Origin of the sequence: Beggiatoa alba B18LD, assembly GCF_000245015.1 — a bacterium.
GTDB classification, from domain to species: Bacteria; Pseudomonadota; Gammaproteobacteria; order Beggiatoales; family Beggiatoaceae; genus Beggiatoa; species Beggiatoa alba.
On the sequence record NZ_JH600070.1, the window covers coordinates 1,423,118 to 1,444,336 of the forward strand.

16 protein-coding genes are annotated in these 21,219 nt (G+C 40.5%); 8 read left to right on the plus strand and 8 right to left on the minus strand.

Annotated features, from left to right (window positions below; translation table 11 throughout):
* The first annotated feature begins 40 nt into the window (after positions 1-40).
* The 3 genes from apaG (at position 41) to arsM (ending at position 2,138) form a co-directional block, all read left to right on the plus strand.
* Entirely contained in the window at positions 41-421 is a 381-nt protein-coding gene (gene apaG / locus BEGALDRAFT_RS05760) for a Co2+/Mg2+ efflux protein ApaG (RefSeq protein WP_002684649.1), read from the plus strand.
* A 26-nt stretch (positions 422-447) separates the two neighbouring features.
* The gene (locus BEGALDRAFT_RS05765; protein WP_002684651.1) at positions 448-1,074 is read left to right on the plus strand and encodes a class I SAM-dependent methyltransferase; all 627 of its coding nucleotides are present in this window, start codon (positions 448-450) and stop codon (positions 1,072-1,074) included.
* Positions 1,075-1,316: 242 nt separating this feature from the next.
* Positions 1,317-2,138, plus strand: coding sequence for an arsenite methyltransferase (arsM, locus tag BEGALDRAFT_RS05770; protein WP_002684653.1), 822 nt, complete (start codon positions 1,317-1,319; stop codon positions 2,136-2,138).
* Between the two features lie 274 nt (positions 2,139-2,412).
* Here arsM and BEGALDRAFT_RS05775 read toward each other — a convergent pair whose 3' ends face one another.
* Together BEGALDRAFT_RS05775 and BEGALDRAFT_RS05780 are read right to left on the minus strand one after the other, a co-directional pair.
* A complete protein-coding gene (locus BEGALDRAFT_RS05775; RefSeq protein WP_002684655.1) occupies positions 2,413-2,925 on the minus strand; it encodes a zinc ribbon-containing protein in 513 nt (170 codons plus the stop codon).
* Between the two features lie 139 nt (positions 2,926-3,064).
* Entirely contained in the window at positions 3,065-3,901 is an 837-nt protein-coding gene (locus BEGALDRAFT_RS05780; RefSeq protein ID WP_002684656.1) for an N-acetylmuramoyl-L-alanine amidase, read from the minus strand.
* 506 nt (positions 3,902-4,407) lie between these two features.
* Here BEGALDRAFT_RS05780 and ftsY point away from each other — a divergent pair.
* Positions 4,408-5,412 carry a signal recognition particle-docking protein FtsY gene (gene ftsY / locus BEGALDRAFT_RS05785; protein WP_002684657.1) on the plus strand — a complete coding sequence of 335 codons (1,005 nt, stop codon included), beginning with the start codon at positions 4,408-4,410 and terminating at the stop codon, positions 5,410-5,412.
* A gap of 834 nt (positions 5,413-6,246) precedes the next feature.
* On the opposite strand, the gene BEGALDRAFT_RS05790 is transcribed toward ftsY, so the two are convergent.
* Both BEGALDRAFT_RS05790 and BEGALDRAFT_RS05795 read right to left on the minus strand, forming a co-directional pair.
* Positions 6,247-6,780, minus strand: coding sequence for a hypothetical protein (locus tag BEGALDRAFT_RS05790; RefSeq protein WP_002684658.1), 534 nt, complete (start codon positions 6,778-6,780; stop codon positions 6,247-6,249).
* Positions 6,781-7,080: 300 nt separating this feature from the next.
* Complete coding sequence (locus tag BEGALDRAFT_RS05795) at positions 7,081-8,106, minus strand: FAD-binding oxidoreductase (protein WP_002684659.1); 1,026 nt, start codon at positions 8,104-8,106, stop codon at positions 7,081-7,083.
* Positions 8,107-8,249: 143 nt separating this feature from the next.
* Between BEGALDRAFT_RS05795 and BEGALDRAFT_RS05800 the strand changes: the two genes are divergently transcribed.
* The 4 genes from BEGALDRAFT_RS05800 to BEGALDRAFT_RS05815 all read left to right on the plus strand — a co-directional run bounded on the left by BEGALDRAFT_RS05800 (position 8,250) and on the right by BEGALDRAFT_RS05815 (position 17,014).
* Positions 8,250-9,665 (plus strand): aminotransferase-like domain-containing protein, encoded by a 1,416-nt coding sequence (locus BEGALDRAFT_RS05800; RefSeq protein WP_002684660.1) that lies wholly within the window; start codon positions 8,250-8,252, stop codon positions 9,663-9,665.
* A gap of 214 nt (positions 9,666-9,879) precedes the next feature.
* Positions 9,880-12,141, plus strand: a complete 2,262-nt coding sequence (gene recD2 / locus BEGALDRAFT_RS05805) for an SF1B family DNA helicase RecD2 (RefSeq protein WP_002684661.1) — start codon at positions 9,880-9,882, stop codon at positions 12,139-12,141.
* Between the two features lie 395 nt (positions 12,142-12,536).
* Positions 12,537-15,977: an N-6 DNA methylase gene (locus BEGALDRAFT_RS05810; RefSeq protein WP_002684663.1), complete on the plus strand. Its 3,441-nt coding sequence runs from the start codon at positions 12,537-12,539 to the stop codon at positions 15,975-15,977.
* 20 nt (positions 15,978-15,997) lie between these two features.
* Positions 15,998-17,014 carry a virulence RhuM family protein gene (locus tag BEGALDRAFT_RS05815; protein ID WP_002684665.1) on the plus strand — a complete coding sequence of 339 codons (1,017 nt, stop codon included), beginning with the start codon at positions 15,998-16,000 and terminating at the stop codon, positions 17,012-17,014.
* Positions 17,015-17,070: 56 nt separating this feature from the next.
* Here BEGALDRAFT_RS05815 and BEGALDRAFT_RS05820 read toward each other — a convergent pair whose 3' ends face one another.
* From BEGALDRAFT_RS05820 to BEGALDRAFT_RS05835, 4 genes are all read right to left on the minus strand, one after another.
* Positions 17,071-17,646, minus strand: coding sequence for a Uma2 family endonuclease (locus tag BEGALDRAFT_RS05820; protein ID WP_002684667.1), 576 nt, complete (start codon positions 17,644-17,646; stop codon positions 17,071-17,073).
* A 172-nt stretch (positions 17,647-17,818) separates the two neighbouring features.
* Positions 17,819-18,883 (minus strand): class II fructose-bisphosphate aldolase, encoded by a 1,065-nt coding sequence (gene fba / locus BEGALDRAFT_RS05825; protein ID WP_002684669.1) that lies wholly within the window; start codon positions 18,881-18,883, stop codon positions 17,819-17,821.
* Positions 18,884-19,042: 159 nt separating this feature from the next.
* Positions 19,043-20,485, minus strand: a complete 1,443-nt coding sequence (gene pyk, locus BEGALDRAFT_RS05830) for a pyruvate kinase (protein ID WP_002684670.1) — start codon at positions 20,483-20,485, stop codon at positions 19,043-19,045.
* 159 nt (positions 20,486-20,644) lie between these two features.
* Entirely contained in the window at positions 20,645-21,115 is a 471-nt protein-coding gene (locus tag BEGALDRAFT_RS05835) for an IS630 family transposase (protein ID WP_157237528.1), read from the minus strand.
* Positions 21,116-21,219: the final 104 nt, after the last annotated feature.

The window sequence follows — 21,219 nt, forward strand, 5'->3', positions numbered from 1 at the left end:
GAATCGACTAAAATTTAACTAAAAATATGGAGAGCCTAATATGTCCCAATCCCCGCACAATGTGACTGTAGAAGTAGAAACTCGCTACATTGATGAACAATCCGACCCCGAAATTAACCGCTACGTATTCGCCTACACTGTCACCATCCGTAACTTAGGCAAAATGCCCGCCCGCCTCATGACTCGCCACTGGGTAATCATGGATGCAAACGGCAAAGTACAAGAAGTACGTGGCGAAGGCGTTGTCGGCGAACAACCCTACCTAAGACCAGGAGAAGGCTTCCGCTACACCAGTGCTGCCATGATAGAAACCCCCGTCGGCAGTATGCAAGGCAGTTATCAAATGATTGCCGATAACGGCGAACAATTCCTTGCCCCCATTACCCCTTTTAGCCTTGCCCTGCCTCACACCTTACACTAAAACACGGTCAGGACTTCATAAGCAACATGCGCCATATCCTCAAATACAGCTACACACTCATAGCCCCCATTTATGATGCCATTGTTGCTCACCCGACCAAGCTGGCTCGTCAACACAGCCTAAAACAACTACCCACTGTTGACGCTCAAACCATCCTACTTTGTGGGGTTGGCAGTGGACTAGATTTCCCCCACCTCCCCACAAATGCCCACTACATCGGCATAGACCTAACCCCCGCCATGCTCAAACGCGCCTGCCAACGCGCGACCACACAACCGCCAGACATCAGCCTGCATCAAGGTGATGTCATGCAACTTCCCTATGCAGACGAAAGCTATCACCACGTCATCATGCACCTTATTCTTTCCGTCGTCCCAGAACCCCAACAAGCCCTGAACGAAGCCATGCGCGTCGTTAAAACAGGCGGTAAAATTATCATCCTCGACAAATTTCTACGCCCCAACCAATACGCCCCAATACGTCGTTTTATCAGCCCACTCATGGGCAAAATAGCCACCCGTACCGATGTTGTTTTTGAAAACCTCCAACGCCCTACCCATATCACCGTTTTACAAAACACCCCTGCCGCTTTAAATGGCTGGTTTAGACATATTGTTTTAGAAAAAAATATTGCAACCTATGGCACAAAATAAGAAAAAATATATTTGCACGTTTACACATGATATATTCGCAAAAGCATATATATTTATATAAAACCAGCCTGCCATAACAAATATAGTAACCGTACCATAAAGTGATTTAAATCTAGGACTGGCAGTCCTCCATGTCGTTTTATAATACGTTTGCTATATGGAGTTGATTTCCATTGCTGGCACTTCTCCCAAAATAGAGAAAACAAAACACATTTTTAACAACCACAACAGGCAGCATTATTATGCAACAAATAGATATTAAAACGATTGTTAAAGAACGCTATGGCAAAATTGCTGAAACGCAAAGTAGTTGTTGTGGTGGTGGGGCAAAACAAACCTTAGTAACCATTCAACAAATGAGTCAAGCAATTGGTTACACACAACAAGAGCTAATTCATTTACCCGAAGGTGCAAATTTAGGACTAGGCTGTGGAAACCCGACTGCATTAGCATCACTTAAAGTCGGTGAAACCGTGCTAGATTTAGGCTCAGGCGCGGGCATTGACTGCTTTTTAGCTGCACGGGCAGTTGGAGAAACAGGGCGAGTGATTGGGATTGATATGACCCCTGAAATGCTAGCAAGTGCGCGTCAATATGCAAAACAAGGCAATTATCACAATGTGGAGTTTCGTCAGGGAGATATTGAAGCATTACCCGTTGAAGATAACAGTATTGATGTGATTATTTCCAATTGCGTGATTAATTTAGCGACGGATAAAACAACGGTATTTCGCGAAGCCTTACGGGTTTTAAAAACAGGAGGACGATTATTAATATCTGATATCGTGCTATTAAAACCGTTACCAAGTGTATTGGTAAAGTCTATTTCTGCCTATGTTGGCTGTGTCGCAGGCGCATTACCAAAAACAGAATATTTAGACATTATGGCGCGAGTCGGTTTTCAAGCAGTGAAAGTCATAGAAGAAACACCATACCCATTAGAAATGTTATGTCATGAAGATGTTTACCGCGAGTTAGTGGACGGACTGAACAACACTGACCCCACTATTTTAACTGAGGCGGCTACTGCAATAGCCAGTGTGAAAATTGAGGCTTTTAAATAATCATTATTCTTTAATATAGTAAACGTATTATAAAACAACATGGAGGACTGGCAGTCCTGTGAGGACTGCCAGTCCTAGATTTAAATCACTTTATGGTACGGTTATTATATTTTTTAACCTGAGTTCGGCGAGATTTTTTAAAAAGACAAGCATTTGTCTGAATCAGAATTAGCAGAATTAACAGGATTTAAAACCCTTAAACCAAAAAATTAATGTTTTTAATCCTGCTAATTCTGAAAATTCTGTGAATTCTGATTTAGACAGTTTTTTAATCTTAATCTAATTCTACATCCGTTGTTAAACGCTTAAATAAAGTCGCACCACAATTGGGACAAACAGGAATATAAGCAGGTTGTGTAAACTGCAAAGAATGCTGGCAATTGTCACACTGTAAAGTACCAGGTCCTGTAATTTCGCCACTTGTCCATTCTGTTGCTAAACGAGCACGTTCTGCAAGGTTATCTAACTCTTGATGAGTCTGATCAACCATCACGCGAAACATATCCAGCAACTTATCTTCAATTAACGCCAAATCAAAACGAATCCATTCATTTAAACCTTGCTCTGTTTCAGCGACAAATTGCGCAGCATCCTGTAAATCGCGCCATAAATAATGACCAACCCGTTCCGCTTCCTCAACACTTAATTCTTCTAATGCAACGGCTTTTTCTTTTGCTGCCTCAATGTGTTCACGCAAAGTGAGGGTTGCAGGGGTATCTAATGCGTCCTTTACCCGTGCCATCATCTGCTGATAGCCAGAAAGCAAGTTATTATCGTTATGTTGCATGATAAATATTCCTTGATGAATAAAAGAGGGAATAAGCTCTATGTTGCTTAGGCTTATTTAAAGTGTAGCGGATAATGTGTCGAAAAAATAAGGGTAAGCCGACGGATTACCCTTGATTTAAATAAACATGTCTCGCAAATTATTTTGCAACGATAAAGCGACTATGCACCCAACCGATTTGACCTTTTAAATTCTTAATATTATCTAAGACTTCTACTTCTTTCCACACGCCATTTTCCATCCCCGTTGCTTTTAAACGTGTATTTAAAGGCAAAGGACTATTTGGTAGGGTAGCAGCCGTTTGGTCAGGTGCTTTACGAATATGTAAATTCGCAGTCGTTACATAGGTTTCCCCCTCATCACTGACAGACGCTGAACGTCCTAATAAACGAGAACGGAAGGTCATCATGGGGAATGCAGGGCCTGGATCGCTTTTACGTCCAGGGGCAATATCATCGTGTCCTAAAATATCTTTTAATCCATATTGTTGGATAATTGTCCCCGCAGCTTCTAAGGCAACAAATAATTGTTCGGGCGTATATAACTGCCAGTAACGGGAAATGGTTTCATTTTTATGTTGGGCTTGTATCACTTGCTCAACAGGAACAGCATCCCCAAACCAAGAGCGAAAATCGCCTGTTGGTGAAGGATTTACAATGCCGACGTTATCTAATTCTATCCCAATAGAATAGTTATTTAGCCCTGTATAACCTTGCCAAGAACTACTGCCTGCATGCCATGCGACTTTATTAAACGGCACTAACTGCACCACACTACCATCGCGTCCAATGACTAAATGTGCAGACGCTTTTGCAGCAGGATTAACTAACCAACTGACAGATTGGTCAAAATTACGCCCTGCGGTGTAATGCATCACTAAAAATTCAGGTTTTAAAGTATCGCCAATATTAGGAGAAACACGGAAAGGATAAGGCGTATCGTCATCACGGCAAAGGCGGTGATTTATAATCTTCATGGGGTATCCTTATTTATTACGTTGAAGTTTGCAAGCCAAAAAACAGACAAACTCGCGACTTGTACAGTTTTGCAGGTATCTTTGATAACGTCAATTCATGAGAAATCAAGCGGAATTGAAACTATGAGCCTTTGGTATTTTGCTCATTTTAGACTAATTTAAACAGATTGTTCAGTCTATTTATACACCTATCTGATAACAATGAATGTGATTAAATCGCACTTTTGTTTTAGAAAATCGCTAATAATGAATCATGTGTAGCAAAAGATAAAACGAGCTTTGCATTTAGTTTGTATTTAGGAGGACTAACCCAGTAAACTGTCGAGGCAACTCATGCACTATGAATGATGACGCTTGAAAAATATAATATTTTAAGACAGGCGGATAGTTGTGCAATGACCATGCGCGTTGATGATGGTAACAGGTTTTACCGCTATTGCGCATGAATGCGATTGAGACAACACACACACTCTTTTACTTCAAAATTTGTCACGATTTGAGAAATTATGTTTACATTTGGCAAAAAGAAAGATAATCCCACTAATACTACTACCTCCCCTGAGCAAGTCAGCGAAGAAGTAAAACCAAACTTCTTTAATCGCTTAAAACAGGGTTTAAGCCGTACTCGTGCGAGTTTAACTGCGGGTTTATCTAACTTGCTATTGGGCAAAAAAGCAATTGATGCCGACTTATTAGATGAATTAGAAACCTTGCTGTTATCTGCTGATATGGGGATAGAAGCAACACAGGCGATGATAAAAGACTTAACCGAGCGAACTTCTCGCCAACAACTCAAAGACTCTGAAGCCTTATTTCATGCCTTACAAGCGGATATGGTGAGTTTATTAAAAACAGCGGAGAAACCATTAGTTTTACCTGAAAAATTGCATAAACCGTTTGTCTTACTCATGGTCGGTGTGAATGGCTCAGGCAAAACGACCACTATCGGTAAATTAGCAAAACGTTTTCAAGCAGAAGGGCGTTCTGTAATGTTAGCCGCTGGTGATACCTTCCGTGCGGCAGCTGTCGAACAATTGCAAATTTGGGGAGAACGTAATCAAGTCACCGTTGTTGCCCAGCAAGGAAAAGCCGACTCCGCCGCAGTGATTTTTGACGCATTACAATCGGCAACCGCAAAGGGCATTGATGTGTTAATTGCAGACACCGCAGGGCGGTTGCACACGCAAAGTAATTTAATGGAGGAGTTAAAAAAAGTTAAGCGTGTTTTACAGAAATTAGATGCGGCTGCTCCTCATGAAATCATGTTGATTTTAGATGCAAGCATTGGACAAAATGCCCTTGTGCAAGCACAACAGTTTCATCAAGCCGTTGGAGTAACAGGGGTTACGCTGACAAAATTAGACGGTACAGCAAAAGGCGGGATGATTTTCGCCGTTGCGAAAAAATTAAATATTCCGATTCGCTTTATTGGTGTTGGCGAACAACCTGATGATTTACGTGTATTTTCTGCCGACAATTTTGTCAATGCCTTGTTAAGTCGAGAAGAATAAAGCATTGTTGAATACGCCTTAATGAAAAAGGGAGAACACTATTATTTAGTGTCTCTCCCTGTATGTGATGTACCAATCAGTATTTTTGTTTTTAACATCGTAAGTTTCCGTGACTGTGCCGTCACGAACTGTTTTTAATTTTTGGTTCAACGTTTCTCTCGCTTTCGTTAATCGTCAAATGGTGTGAGCAAGCTAACTACTTCAGAATTACGAAGATGTCTAGCAAATACCTCAACTCCATGGACAAGTATTTCGGCATCTATTTCAAATATTCGTTCCACCTTAAAAAACGCCCACGTTAGTTCATCTCCATCCGCTGTAGAATACATTATCGTTTTCTTCTTCCCTAAAGCCGTAGCAAGCGCAAGGGCTTCTTTACTATAGTAAACGCACTATAAAACGATGCGAAGGACTGCCAGTCCTAAATTTAATCACTTTGTGGTACGTTTACTATAACTCCTCAGACTCTTTGCTTTTAGCAAGTAACTTGAGTTCGGCGAGTTTTATAAAACAAAACAGAGACCTGCTAGGTTTTCAAAACTTAGCAGGTCTTTTTTTGTCTGAATCAGAATTCACAGAATTTTCAGAATTAGCAGAATTAAAAACAATTAAAAACATAATTTTTTATTCTTTTAATTTTCTTGTCTTTTTAATTCTGAAAATTCTGATTCAGACAATCTTTTAATCCTGATTCAGACAAGCTGTTGTCTTTTTAAAAGAAACTCGCCGAACTCAGGTAGCAAGTAATAACCATTCGTCAAATGTCATTTTAATTCACATTATCCTTTTATAGTGCGTTTACTATAAGTGAGGTGGGCATACTTGGTTTACTTGTTAAACACTCATAATCATATCCAAAAGGGTATTGCTATAATACTCTTGATAATTTGGATAAATGGGAATTTCAAGTTTCTCTATTTGTATGTTTTCTCCAATTCTTACCGAAAATTCTAGGTATAACAAATAAGGCGTATATTCCAAATATAAATCTTTAAAAGAAAAATATGTAGGATACGTTTTATTATATTCTCTAGTTGGCATTTTTAATATTTCTTGTTTATTTTCAAAAGAAATCTCTTTATTGTACATTTTGCGTAATGTAACCGTTTTCAGTATTACAAGGTAATCTGTTGTTAAGTTTTGCTCAATAGATAACAACAATTCATAAGGTGAACCTCTAACTCTGATACGTTCATCAGCTGAATATGTATCATGACCTAAAAAATTAGCTGATACTTGACCATTGACATAATTCTGTTGAGCTCGTTCATACGCATAATCTTTATGAAGCATCAAATAAGCCAAGCTCAAATAAGCAATAAATAAAATAAAACCATATAAAACAAGTTTCTTTATATAATATTTCATCAGACTATTCTTTCTAAGGTTTTCAAAATCTAGCAGGTCTGTCGGAACACGCGAAAAGGGTTGAAGGACTGGCAGAGATTATTCTCTTGTTTTTCATCGGGATTAATCAGACAAAATTAAAACATTGTCTGAATCAGGATTAACAGGATTTAAAACCCTCAAACCAAAAAGTCAGGTGAATGACGCTTTTTAATCCTGCTAATCCTGCTAATCCTGTGAATTCTAATTCAGACAACTTGTTGTCTTTTTAAAAGAAACTCGCTGAACTCAGGTTAGTTTGGGTTAGTTGTGTTTTTAAAACTACCCAGAAAACCGTTCAAAATAAATCGAGTTTTCTGTAATCCCGTGAGCTTGCAGTTTTGGCAATAAACTATCCACTAATCTATCTGAACCACAGAGATAAACATCAGGTTTTTCCGTTAGATTGATTAAAGCTGTTTCCACCGCTTGCACAATAGAACCATTGTAATAATTGCTATCTTGTTCTCGTGATAAACAGATTTGATATTGAAAATCTAAGAGTTGCGCTTGTAAGTCTTGCAAGTCAGATTCGCAAAAAACATCATTAGTATGGCGTAAACCAAAGAATAAACGGCTGGGGTGCATTTCTGCAAAATCTGCCATTTGCTTCAACATTGCCAATAAAGGCGATAAACCCGTCCCACCAGCAATAAACCAACGGGGTTTTAAGCCGTTGTCTTGCAATTGAAACTCGCCCAATGTTCCCCGCGCAATCAATGAGTCACCCACTTTTAGGGTTTTTAAATGCTTAGAAAATTGACCTTCTGGGCGTAATTGAATTAAAAATTCTAGCCGTCCCTCCCAATTACTTATATTTGCCAATGAATATGCTCGTTTTATCTGTTTATCCATTGGCATCAAGTGCATATATTGCCCTGCGATAATATTCGCGCTCAATAAACTCTCTTGTGCCTCTCCTTGTTGTAAGACTAATTTAATGACATCTGCTGTTAAGTCGGTTTTTTCTACAATCGTGCAAATTGCTTCAGGAATATGCCCAAAATGAATGGTTTGATAGTTGTAATCTGTATTAATTGCTAATGCAGAACGGGGATAAGTACGACATAGTAATGTTTTATGTTGCGCCCGTAACTCCGCAGGGAGAGCCGTTTCATTATAATCCGTGAATTCATACTCACCTTGCACAAAAACGGATGAACACAGTCCACATGCTCCACTACGGCATTGTTGCGGTAAAATAATCGATTGCCGTTCTGCGGCAGAAATCACATCCTCATCTGTTTGACAATCGAATTGGACTTGTTGCATATCACGAGTTATCAGTGTAATTGGGTAAGTTGCCATTTTTATCCTAGAATTAGCGCATATTTGCGTATGATGACAGATTGTTATTCATTCAATAAATCCATTTTACTTCCACACCCTTATTGCTTATGTATCTATTGAATAACTCTTTTTTTTATTAATTTAGGTTTGGAGATGTTTTTATGATGTCCTTAGTGAGTTTAGATAGTCAGGACACAATGCCGTTAATCGAGCAAATTGTGAAAGGTATTCAACAACAAGTAGATGCCCGTGTTTTACGCACAGGGGCACGTTTACCTTCCATTCGAAAATTTGCCGAGGTTCACAGTATTAGCCGCTTTACCGTCGTACAGGCTTACGACCGTTTAGTTGCCTCTGGCTATTTAGAATCACGCAAAGGCTCTGGATTTTTTGTCACTAAACCCTTAAGCGCAGACCCACCCATTGCAGAACATTCAGCCCAATTAGAACGTGCTGTCGATGTTTTATGGTTATTGCATCAATCTTTTCAAAACACGGCGCATTTTGCCTCACCAGGTTGCGGTTGGTTGCCTTCAGAATGGCGCGACGATGCCAGCTTACAAAAAGCGATTCGTACCGTTTCACGGCATAACGACTATACCAGCGGTGGCTATGGCAATATTTATGGCTATGTTCCCCTGCGCCAAGATTTGCAAAAACGCCTTGCTGAACTGGGCATTGTGACGAATTTGCAAAATATTCTCACTACGCATGGCGTAACTCAAGGTATTGACTTAGTTGGGCGTTATCTGATTCAAGCAGGCGATAACGTACTGGTTGATGACCCTGGTTATTATTCGTTATTTGGTCACTTAAAATTATTAGGCGCGAAATTAGTCGGCGTTCCACGCACTTTAGACGGTGTCGATACGCAGGCAATGGAAACCCTGATTCAATTACACCGCCCAAAAATTTTTATTACCAATACGGTATTGCATAATCCAACAGGGACGAGCTTAAGCCAAGCTAATGCCCATCGCGTGCTACAACTGGCGGAAAAATATGACTTACTCATCATTGAAGATGATGTCTATGGCGATTTTAGCCCGCCTAGCGTCTCGCGTTTAGCGACTTTAGACCATTTAAACCGCGTGATTTATTTAAGCAGTTTTTCAAAAACCATTACGACCAGTGTTCGCGTGGGTTTTCTCGCTGCCCGCGCTGACATTGTGCAAGCCTTAGGCGATTTAAAACTGCTCACCAGTTTAACCACTTCAGAAACTAACGAGCGCGTCATACATCAAGTGTTAATCGACGGCTATTACCGCAAACATTTAGAGAAACTCCGTGCGAGGGTACAAAATGCGCGAGAAAAAGCCATGCGACAGTTAGAAAAAGCAGGCTTAGAAATCTTTGCGGAAACAGAACACGGCTTATTTATCTGGGCAAAATTGCCTGATTGCCACGATGCAGCAAAAATCGCCAGTATTGCCACCAAACGCGGAATTATGCTCGCACCTGGTAATGTTTTCCGCCCACATCAAGAGCCATCGCCATGGTTACGCTTTAATGCCGCTTACTGCGATAATCCCGCAATTTTTCAATTTTTAGCTGAATTTAACGATATAAGCGGATAAAAACTATCTAAATCAAGATATTCAAGATTCATAGAATTAGCAGGATTAAAACCACGCAACCCCAAGCCCATTTAATTCTGCAAATCCTGTGAATCCTTATTTAGACAACCTATTGACCTTAAATAAATTTCTTACAAAAAACAATCAGCGACTTACCCCAGATAATGGTGTAAAATACAAGTAAATATTTACACTATTCGCGCAGGTTTCCATCATGACTTTTTCACCTGTCACCCCGCAACCCGTAGAACATTTACAAGGCAGTATCGAACGTGTCACTTTTCATAGCCCTGAAACAGGTTTTTGCGTCTTACGGGTGAAAGTGCGCGGACAACGGGACTTAGTCACCGTTATTGGAAGCGCGCCCAGCGTCGCCAGTGGTGAATACATCGAAGCCCAAGGACAATGGACAATAGACCGCACCCACGGACTACAATTTAAAACCGAACAACTGCGCACCGTTCCCCCCACCACCCGCGAAGGCATCGAAAAATACTTAGGTTCAGGCATGATAAAAGGCATCGGCGAACACTTTGCCAAAAAACTCGTTGCTGCCTTTGGTGAACAAGTTTTCGATGTCATTGAAAATAATCCAGAACGACTTTTAGAACTCTCAGGCATCGGCAAAAAACGCCATGACCAAGTGGTTAAAGCATGGGCAGAACAAAAAGTTGTCCGTGACATCATGGTTTTTTTACAATCGCACGGAGTCGGCACAGCGCGTGCAGTACGCATTTACAAAACCTATGGCGATGATGCTATTGAAAAAGTCCTAGAAAACCCCTACCAACTCGCCTTAGATATACATGGCATAGGCTTTAAAAGTGCCGACACCATCGCCCAACACATTGGCATCCCTAAAGATTCACTAATACGCGCCCGTGCAGGCGTGCGTCATGTCTTACAAGAACTCTCAAGCGAAGGACACTGCGCCAGCCGTTACACCACCCTATTAACCCAAGCCGAACAACTGCTCGACATTCCTGAACCTATTCTAAGCCAAGCGATTCAAGCTGAACTTGACGAAAATCAATTAATCGCCGAAAACATCAACAATGAATCTTGCGTATTTCTCCCCGCCCTCTACCGCGCCGAACAAGGCACAGCGAACCATTTAAAACGATTAATGCAAGGCTTTTATAGCTGGCAAGGGATTGACCCACAACAAGCAATTGCATGGGTAGAAGAAAAAAACGCCATCGCCTTGTCTCACTCGCAAAAGCAAGCCATTCATTTAGCGTTACAAAGTAAAGTGCTGGTGATTACAGGCGGGCCCGGCGTAGGTAAAACCACACTGGTAAACAGCATTTTAAAAATTATCAGCGCGAAAAATTTACGCATCACCCTCTGCGCCCCCACAGGACGCGCCGCCAAACGCTTAAGCGAATCCACCCAACGCGACGCGCTCACCATTCACCGTCTGCTTGCCTTTGACCCCCAAACAGGCAATTTTCGCCACAATGCTGATAATCCCTTACCAACAGACTTACTCGTGATTGATGAAGCCTCAATGGTTGATATCGTGCTGATGAACCAACTTTTAAGAGCCGTACCCGACCCAGCTGGTGTGTTAATCGTTGGCGATGTTGACCAACTCCCCTCCGTTGGGCCCGGTACAGTCTTAGCGGACATCATCAATTCCCGCGCCGTGCCTGTCGTCCGCTTAACCGAAATTTTCCGTCAAGCGGAAGCCTCACAAATCATCGTCAACGCCCACCGCGTCAATAAGGGCATCATGCCCAAATTGCCCGAAAAACCCAGCCAGAAACCTGATAAAGCACAAACAAATAACTATCAAGTACAAGAAACCGTCACGACATACCAAATAACGCCCGCAGAACCACCGCTCCAAGATTTCTACCTTATTACAGCAGAAACGCCCGAAGACATTGGCGCAAAACTCCTACACGTCGTTACAGAACGCATTCCCCGCCGTTTTCACTACGACCCGATTCGAGACATACAAGTCTTAACCCCGATGCAACGCGGAGGCTTAGGCGCACGAAGTTTAAACATTGAATTACAACAACGCTTAAACCCGACCAATACCCCCAGAATTGAACGCTTCGGCTGGACATTTGCCCCGCAGGATAAAATCATACAAACCGTTAATAATTATGAAAAAGAAATATTTAACGGCGATATGGGCACAATTCAAGAAATAGACGAAGTCGCAGGCGAAGTCGCTATTTTATTTGATGGTCGGCTTGTTGTTTACGCACTGGATGAACTGGACGAGATTTCTTTAGCCTACGCAACCAGCGTGCATAAATCGCAAGGCTCTGAATATCCTTGTGTCGTGATACCCATTGCCATGCAACACTTTATGCTTTTAGAAAGAAACTTAATTTACACCGCAATCACGCGGGCAAAATCCTTAGTTGTCCTCATCGGACAAACCCAAGCCCTAGCAATGGCAGTAAAGGGACAAAAAGCGGAAAAGCGGTTGACGAATTTAGTCAGTCGGTTAGGCTAACCTGAGTTCGGCGAGTTTTTAAAAAAAAGACAACAGCTTATTTGAACCAGAATTAACAGGATTTAAAACCCTTAAACCAAGAAATTAATGCGAATCACGCTTTTTAATTCGGCTAATTCTGAAAATTCTGTGAATTCTGATTCAGACAAAAAAAGACCTGCTAGGTTTTGAAATCCTAGCAACTATATGTTTTTTTTTTAAAATTGCAAAACTAGGGATAATCTATTAAGTGACGGTTCAGACAATTAAGCAATGTTTTAATCTTGTAACGCGGGTTAAAAAAGCTGTGTGAATGATAAATTTATCAGCCCTTTTTCTATTCGAAAAAACCACAAACATGGCATAATAACCGCTTTTTTATACACGTTTCACCGAACAGCACAGAAGCTAATTATATGAAAATACAACAAATTCTAAAAGACTCAAACTACAAACTCGCCCAGTTTAAACAATCACAGATTGAAGCCTTAGAAAATCAAGTTATTGAAAAAGAAAGTAAGGGAAAAACAACTTATAAAATTACTTGTGCAATTCGCAATAAAGAAATTAATTTAACCCCTGAAGAAATCGTTAGACAACTGTATTTGCAAGTGTTAATGCAAGATTATGCTTATCCTGCTAATCGTATTCAGTTGGAATATGCCGTGTCTTTTGGCATAGAAAAGAAACGGGCGGATATTGTCATTATGGATAAAGACCGACCTGATACGGCTTATATCATTGTTGAGTTGAAAAAGCCCAAATTAAAAGAAGGGAAAGAACAGCTTAAGAGTTATTGCAACGCCACAGGTGCGCCCATGGGCGTTTGGACAAATGGCAAGTCGATTTCTTATTATCACCGCAAAGACCCCAATTATTTTGAAGATATTCCGCATATTCCGCGTGCTTCAGAGCGTTTAACCGATGTGTTAAGCGAGCGTTGGACAATTGCCGATTTGGTCAAGCATGACAAATTGATTAATGAGAAAAAATCATTAAAAGATTTGATTTTAGAAATGGAAGATGAAGTTTTAGCCAATGCGGGCGTGGATGTGTTCGAGGAAATGTTTAAGCTCATTTTCACGAAATTGTATGATGAGATGGAAGGCGGGCGCGATAAAGCACGGCATTTAGTGTTTAAAAACTATGGGGAAACTGAGACCGAGTTAAAAACTAAGATGCAAGCGTTGTTTGATAAAGCCCGCGAGAAATGGGAGGGCGTGTTTTCTGCCGATGCGAAATTGCAATTAACGCCCAGTCATTTAGCCGTGTGTGTCGCCTCGTTAGAAAAGGTAAAGTTGTTTAATTCTAATTTGGATGTGGTCGACGAAGCTTTTGAATATTTGATTAATAAAACCAGTAAAGGCGAAAAAGGACAGTATTTTACACCGCGTTATGTCATTGATATGTGTGTAAAAATGCTTAATCCGCAAGAAGATGAAACGATGATTGATACCGCAGCGGGCAGTTGTGGTTTTCCTGTACATGCCATTTTTCATGTATGGAAACAGATTTTAGTCGAGTTAAATATCCCAGTAAGTCATTTATTTACGTTGGAAAAAAAGCCACCACGTTGTGAGGATTATGTACGCGAAAAAGTCTTTGCAATTGATTTTGATGAAAAAGCCGTGCGAGTGGGGCGGACGTTAAACTTAATTGCAGGCGATGGGCAGACGAATGTCTTGCATTTGAATACCTTGGATTTTGAACGCTGGGATGAGAAAACCAAAGATGATGAATGGCGCGATATTTATGGCGACGGTTGGAAACGGTTGCGTAAGTTACAGGTAGATAAGAGTCATCAGCGGTTTAATTTGGATGTGTTGATGGCGAATCCACCCTTTGCAGGCGATATTAAAGAAACGCGGATGTTGGCTAAGTACGAATTGAGTTTAAAAGCGGATGGGAAGCGACAGACGGCGTTAGGACGCGATATTTTATTTATTGAGCGTAATTTGGATTTTCTAAAAGCGGGCGGGCGCATGGCGGTGGTGTTGCCACAGGGTCGCTTTAATAATTCGTCGGATAAGCTTATTCGGGAGTTTATCGCAGAACGTTGTCGTATTTTGGCGGTGGTCGGTTTGCATGGAAATGTGTTTAAACCGCATACGGGAACGAAAACCAGCGTGTTATTTTTGCAAAAATGGACAGATGATAAGGGAATTTGTCCGAAGCGTGAGGATTATCCTATTTTCTTTGCAACGATGCAAAAACCTAGCAAGGATAATAGCGGCGATAAAATTTATGTGAAACAAGCGAATGGTGAGCCTGTATTAGATGAACATGGTCATTTGATTGTTGAGCATGATTTGTTTAATCATGAGGGTTTGGCGCAGGACGGGATTGCTGAGGCGTTTGTTGAGTTTGCGAAGAAGGAAAAATTAAGTTTTTTTGATTCAAGCTCTTTCAATGAGGTGAAGTATCGCACTTTGTTGGAAGGGCTGGAAGTTAGCGAGGTGATGTTTTCTGAGACTTTAAAAAACAAGGATTTCAGAATAGATAGTGATTTTCATACGAAGATTTTTAAGATTAACCCAAATCTTAAATATACTGCTATTGGTAATATTCTATTGATTTCTCAATATGGTATTTCAATTGAAATGAATGAAAATGGGATTGGTTATCCTATTTATCGTATGAATGAAATTCACAATATGTTATGTGACTTAGATGTTGATAAATATGCTGATATTTCATTTGATGACTTTCAGAAATTTAAATTAAATAATGGAGATGTTTTATTTAATAGAACAAACTCTTATGAATGGGTTGGTAGAACAGGAATTTTTTATGAACAAGACCATAAAGATTTCATTTTTGCTTCTTATTTAGTTCGTTTTGTTCCTGATAAAAATATTATTTTGCCTGAATATTTAACTACATTTTTAAATACTAAGTTTGGCATTTTGGATGTAAAACGTAGAGCTAGACATTCTATCAATCAAACTAATGTGAACCCTGAAGAGGTAAAAGAAATACAAATACCTTTGCTTAATATTAGTTTTCAGGAAATTTTACAAAAATTATTTAGAGAAGCTCATAATAAACGTTGCGTATCGCAAGCTATTTACGCCACCGCCGAAAATCTCCTTTTAGAAACACTCGGCTTAAAAGACTTTCAACCTACTTCTCAAAATATCAATATCAAATCTTTTAAAGATTCTTTTTTGAATTCTGGGCGATTGGATGCGGAATATTATCAACCGAAGTATGAGGAGTTAGAGGCAAAATTAGATATTTTTGCTAAAGTCAAAATCATTGATTTAGTCAATCACCCTGTATCAAGTGGTTCAACTCCTAAAGCAGGAGGAGATGCTTATATTGAGGACTCTAAAAATGGAATACCATTTATTCGTGCGGTTGATTTAATCAATAGTAGAGTTTCGATAGATAATTTTATTTATGTAAAAGAGGAAATACATAATAGTATTTTGAAGAAAACACAATTAAAAGAAAATGATGTTTTATTTTCTATTGCGGGTACTGTTGGAAGATGTGCCATTTTTGACTATTCATTTAAAGCTAATATTAATCAAGCCGTTTGTATTCTTAGATTTAATGAAAATATTTTATTAAGACTGTACGTTATTGCTTTTTTTAATTCATCCATAGGAAAAATGTATATTGAAAAATATGCTCGGCAAGGTTTACAAACAAACTTAAATTTACAAGAAGTTTCAAACCTTGATATTCCCATTTTATCGATAGAAACCCAAACCCAAATTGCCACCCAAATACAAACCAGTTTTACATTACGCCAACAAAGCGAAAAATTGCTAGAACTTGCCAAGCGAGCCGTAGAAATAGCAATAGAACAAGATGAACAAAGCGCGATGGCGTTTTTAGATAACTTTTAACTTTATAAAGGAAAATTAAAATGTCAGAAACCAGCGATATTTTGTTATACGCAACGCCCAGCGGACAAATTAAAATTGAAGTGATTTTTCAAGAAGAAACATTTTGGTTAAATCAGAAGAAAATGGCGGAGTTGTTTGATGTTAGCATCACAACTATCAACGAGCATTTAAAAAATATATTTGAATCCAATGAATTAAATCAAGAAGCAACTATTCGGAAATTCCGAATAGTTCAAAAAGAAGGCAACCGCGACGTAAACCGCGAAATTGATTTTTACAACCTCGACGCAACTATTGCCGTCGGCTACCGTGTCAACAGCCAACGTGCCACACAATTTAGAATTTGGGCAACCCAAACGTTAAAAGAATTTATTATCAAAGGCTTTGTTCTCGATGACTCACGCTTAAAACAAGGTAAACGCTTTGGAAAAGATTATTTTGATGAATTATTGGAACGTATCCGCGAAATTCGCGCCAGTGAACGCCGTTTTTATCAAAAAATTACAGATATTTATGCACAATGTAGTATTGATTACGACGCAAATGCGGAACAGACTCAATTGTTTTATCAAACTGTACAAAATAAATTAGAATGGGCAATTACAGGCAAAACAGCAGCGGAAATAATTGCGAGTCGTGCAAATGCAGATAAACCAAATATGGGCTTGCAAACATGGAAAAACGCACCTGATGGAAAGATATTAAAAGGTGATGTGACGATTGCTAAAAATTATTTAGTTGAATCTGAAATAAAAGAATTGGAAAAAATTGTTGTCATGTATTTAGATTATGCTGAATTACAAGCAACACGACAAAATCCAATGAAAATGAATGATTGGATAAAAAAACTAGATGCTTTTTTAGCCTTTAATGAATATGAGATTTTACAAAATGCGGGAACTGTCAGTAAATCCATTGCAAAGGAGCTTGCAACAGAACAATATGAAAAATTTAGAGTAATTCAAGATAGAAACTTTGAAAGTGATTTTGATAAAAGTATTAAGAAACTTTCTAAACAAGATAAGAAAATAAAATAAGTAAATATGATACAAAGAAACCTTTGAACGAGAGGCTATTTATTTAACAACGCATATCAATTCAATGATGATGAATCAAACTCAACTAATACATAAAATTCATTAATATTCAATTGTAAATCTAAACGACTTAGTTGCAAATCTTCCTCCGCCTGTTCAAATTCATGTAGCGTCCATTCGCCATTATCTGCCCGTCGAAAATGTTCAACAAAAATCCGCTCAGAATCTACTAATATATAATCTTGCAGGCTATGAATACTTCGATAATGAAAAAATTTTCCACCTCTATCATAGCTTTGTGTAGAAGGCGATAATACTTCAAACAACACGATAGGATTTAACAATGTTCGTTGCTTATCGGCTAATGCCGCTTGCCCACACCATACCGACACATCAGGATAGGTATTTAAACCGCTTGGCGTACGAATTCGCATATCGCTCCCGACTGCTTGACATCCCCGCGCTCGCACCTTTGCCATAATACTCATTAATATATTGCTCTGAATTTTTGCATGGTTTAATGTCCCCCCCGCCATCGCAAAAACCTCACCAGCAAAAAACTCATATTTCTCAGTTGCATCTTCAGATAAAACTAAATAATCCTCAAAACTATATTTTTTCTGTACTAGCATAATTACCTCCTAAATATAATAACCATACCATAAAGTAATTTAAATTCAGGACTGCCAGTCCTTCGTATCGTTTTATAGTGCGTTTACTATATCTTGTTCCCACGCGACTAGCACGTAGAAACAAGAAAAGAAGCAATAGCTGATTTCAATAGTAGGCGCGAGAATCTGTATTTTATTGAATCTTTGGATTCAGTTCACCGCTTTGATAGCGTTTAATCATGACTTCTAAAGAGGCGGGTTTGATTTTTTCCGCTTTACCTGCACAGCCAAACGCTTCGAAACGGGCTTTGCAAATGTCTTTCATGGCTTTGGTGGTGGCTTTGAAAAACTTGCGTGGGTCGAATTCTTTGGGGTTGTCGTGCATGGTTTTACGCATCGCGCCTGTAGATGCCATGCGTAAGTCTGTATCAATATTGACTTTTCTTACGCCGTGTTTAATGCCTTCGACAATTTCTTCGACAGGCACGCCATAAGTTTGTCCCATGTCGCCCCCGTATTTATTGATGATTTCTAACCAGTCTTGAGGGACGGAAGATGAGCCGTGCATGACTAGATGTGTGTTGGGTAGGCGGGCATGAATGGCTTTGACGCGGTCTATGGCTAAAATATCGCCAGTGGGTGGACGGCTGAATTTATACGCGCCGTGACTTGTACCGATGGCTATCGCTAAGGCATCAACGCCTGTTTTTTTGACGAAATCAACGGCTTGTTCTGGGTCAGTTAATAGTTGGTCATGCGATAAAACCCCTTCCGCACCGACACCGTCTTCTTTGCCAGCTGTGCCACTTTCTAATGAACCTAAACAGCCTAATTCCCCTTCGACGGATACACCTGCTGCATGGGCAATTTCTACGACTCGGCGTGTTACGTCGACGTTGTAGTCATAGCTGGCGGGGGTTTTCATGTCGGCAAGGAGTGAGCCGTCCATCATGACGGAGCTGAATCCGCTTTGTATAGAGCGAATACAAACGGCGGGTTCTGCGCCGTGGTCTTGGTGCATGACAACAGGGATGTGAGGATACATTTCTAGGGCTGCAAGCACGAGATGCCGTAAAAAGGGTTCGCCTGCGTAGGAGCGTGCGCCTGCGGAGGCTTGTAAAATGACGGGGCTATTGACTTCGTCCGCCGCTTGCATAATGGCTTGTATCTGTTCCATGTTGTTGACATTGAAAGCAGGTAAGCCGTAGCTGTATTCTGCGGCATGGTCAAGTAATTGTCTTAGGGATATCAACGCCATCGCGTTCTCCTCTCAGTTTGTGGTAGCGCGTAAAAGGGGAAATTATACCGTTGCTGGTTAAATTTTCCCCTGTTTCGCGTGTTTTTATAGTGGGTAAAAAATTTTTGTAAGATTTTTGAATCAGGATTCAGATAAAAGTAGCCCATAAAATTCGATGGGTTAAATCATACTTTTTTCTTCTCCCACGCAAACGACTTTCATTAAGTTAGTCCCGCCTGCAATGCCTTTTAAGTCGCCTTTGGTGATGATAACTAAATCGCCATTGCTAACTGCACCTGTACTTTTTAGGGTGTTTAAAACGGCATGATTGACTTCTATCGTGTCAAAAGTGGCAAGGTCTAAATGGACGGGGTAAACGCCTCGGTAAAGGGTGACTTTTTGGCAGGTGTCTAAATGGCGAGAAAAAGCATAAATGGGAATCCCTGAGCTAATCCGCGACATCCATAGCGGGGTCGAGCCTGATTCTGTGAGGGACACAATGGCTTTTACATCTAAATGGTTAGCGGTGTACATGGTTGCCATGGCGATGGCTTCGTCTATGCGTCCAAAATGGAGGGCAAGGCGGTGGTCTGATAAGCGGGTAACGGGTTGTTTTTCGGCTTCACGACAAACTCTATCCATGGCAGTAACGGCTTTATCAGGGTATTTGCCTGATGCTGTTTCGGCGGAGAGCATGACCGCGTCTGTGCCGTCGAAAACGGCGTTAGCGACATCGGAAACTTCGGCACGGGTTGGGATGGGATTCTCGATCATCGATTCCATCATTTGCGTGGCGGTAATGACGATTTTATTTAAATCGCGGGTTTTTTTTATCAGCATTTTTTGTACAGCGGGCAGGGCTGCATCGCCGATTTCTACGCCTAAATCGCCTCGCGCAACCATGATGCCATCAGCAGCACGGATAATTTCTTCATGATTGGTGACAGCTTCCGCACGTTCAATTTTGGCGATAATGTTGGCTTGACTGCCTGTTGCTTGAAGCAGTCGACGGGCTTCGTGAATATTTTCTGCACTGCGGGGGAAGGATATAGCGAGGTAGTCTATGCCCATTTTAGCCGCTGCGGCTAGGTCGGTACGGTCTTTGTGGGTGAGGGTTTCGGCAGAGAGTCCGCCCCCAAGGCGATTGATGCCTTTGTTATTGGATAACGTTCCGCCAACAATAACATGGCAGAAGATTTGTGCTTGTTCGACTTTATCCACGCTTAGAACAATGCGCCCATCGTCGAGTAATAAGGTATCGTTTGTGTTGACATCTCGGGGCAGTTGTTTATAGGTTAGACCGACCCGCGCTTGTGTGCCTGCGTCGCTGGGGCAGGTGGCATCAAGGATAAAAGCATCGCCTTCAGCCAGTTGAATACTGCCTGTTTGAAATTTTTCGATGCGGATTTTAGGCCCTTGTAGGTCTGCCATTACGGCAACATGTCGCCCAAGGGCTTGAGCGCGTTGACGCACGGCGGTTAAGCGTTGTTGATGGTTTTCTATCGTGCCATGTGAGAAGTTTAGACGAACGACATCAACACCTGCATGTATAATTTTTTCAAGCATATCAGGTGCATCAGTCGCAGGGCCTAAGGTCGCAATGATTTTTGTCCGACGGGGCATAGCGGGCTTCCTTTGGGGTTTTTAGGGCATGTTGTTTTTTGTTATAAATTATAGTTTATAGGTTTTTTATAAATTATAAAATTAACTATTTTTATTGATGACATTAACGGAATACAGTCGTGAGGGTGTGTTAGCTATAGCAAACGAATTATAAAAAGATTAAATAGAATTCAATAAAAAGAGCGCATCAATAGAACAATATTGTTGTTTGCGGAGAGTCTTAGCCTGAGCCCATTTATGCTCGATAGGATTTAAATCAGGCGAATAAGGAGGTAAATATTCCAAGAGATGCCCAGCATCTAAAATAGCCTGCTGAATATCACTACGTTTATGAAAAGTGGCGTTATCCATGACAATGACAGAGTTTTGAGGGAGTTTAGGGAGTAACTCTTGGGTTATCCAAGCAAAAAAGACATCAGAATTAACCGCCCCAGAAACTAAAGAGACCGTTAGTAAACAAAAATTGAGCAAAGCCCCGATGACATTAGTGCGTCCCTTTGCGTGCCAGTCTTGCGTACCAGAGCAACGTTTGCCGATAGGTGCATAACCAAAACGGCGTGGCATATCATGAGCAAAACCACTTTCATCGATGAAAACAATTTGTCTATCAGATTGTTTATAACGATTCATTTTGTCTTGGAAGACTTGCCGTGCTTCGGGGTTGGCTTTGGGATGTTTGAGGTTTTTTTTTACGGCTAATTCCTAGACGTTTTAATGCGCTACGAATTCCCCCT

Bases quoted from the DNA above. Each gene is read 5' to 3' on its own strand.
- apaG (WP_002684649.1), top strand. From the start codon at position 41: ATGTCCCAATCCCCGCACAATGTGACTGTAGAAGTAGAAACTCGCTAC.
- BEGALDRAFT_RS05765 (WP_002684651.1), top strand. From the start codon at position 448: ATGCGCCATATCCTCAAATACAGCTACACACTCATAGCCCCCATTTAT.
- arsM (WP_002684653.1), top strand. From the start codon at position 1,317: ATGCAACAAATAGATATTAAAACGATTGTTAAAGAACGCTATGGCAAA.
- BEGALDRAFT_RS05775 (WP_002684655.1), bottom strand. From the start codon at position 2,925: ATGCAACATAACGATAATAACTTGCTTTCTGGCTATCAGCAGATGATG.
- BEGALDRAFT_RS05780 (WP_002684656.1), bottom strand. From the start codon at position 3,901: ATGAAGATTATAAATCACCGCCTTTGCCGTGATGACGATACGCCTTAT.
- ftsY (WP_002684657.1), top strand. From the start codon at position 4,408: ATGTTTACATTTGGCAAAAAGAAAGATAATCCCACTAATACTACTACC.
- BEGALDRAFT_RS05790 (WP_002684658.1), bottom strand. From the start codon at position 6,780: ATGAAATATTATATAAAGAAACTTGTTTTATATGGTTTTATTTTATTT.
- BEGALDRAFT_RS05795 (WP_002684659.1), bottom strand. From the start codon at position 8,106: ATGGCAACTTACCCAATTACACTGATAACTCGTGATATGCAACAAGTC.
- BEGALDRAFT_RS05800 (WP_002684660.1), top strand. From the start codon at position 8,250: ATGATGTCCTTAGTGAGTTTAGATAGTCAGGACACAATGCCGTTAATC.
- recD2 (WP_002684661.1), top strand. From the start codon at position 9,880: ATGACTTTTTCACCTGTCACCCCGCAACCCGTAGAACATTTACAAGGC.
- BEGALDRAFT_RS05810 (WP_002684663.1), top strand. From the start codon at position 12,537: ATGAAAATACAACAAATTCTAAAAGACTCAAACTACAAACTCGCCCAG.
- BEGALDRAFT_RS05815 (WP_002684665.1), top strand. From the start codon at position 15,998: ATGTCAGAAACCAGCGATATTTTGTTATACGCAACGCCCAGCGGACAA.
- BEGALDRAFT_RS05820 (WP_002684667.1), bottom strand. From the start codon at position 17,646: ATGCTAGTACAGAAAAAATATAGTTTTGAGGATTATTTAGTTTTATCT.
- fba (WP_002684669.1), bottom strand. From the start codon at position 18,883: ATGGCGTTGATATCCCTAAGACAATTACTTGACCATGCCGCAGAATAC.
- pyk (WP_002684670.1), bottom strand. From the start codon at position 20,485: ATGCCCCGTCGGACAAAAATCATTGCGACCTTAGGCCCTGCGACTGAT.
- BEGALDRAFT_RS05835 (WP_157237528.1), bottom strand. From the start codon at position 21,115: ATGAATCGTTATAAACAATCTGATAGACAAATTGTTTTCATCGATGAA.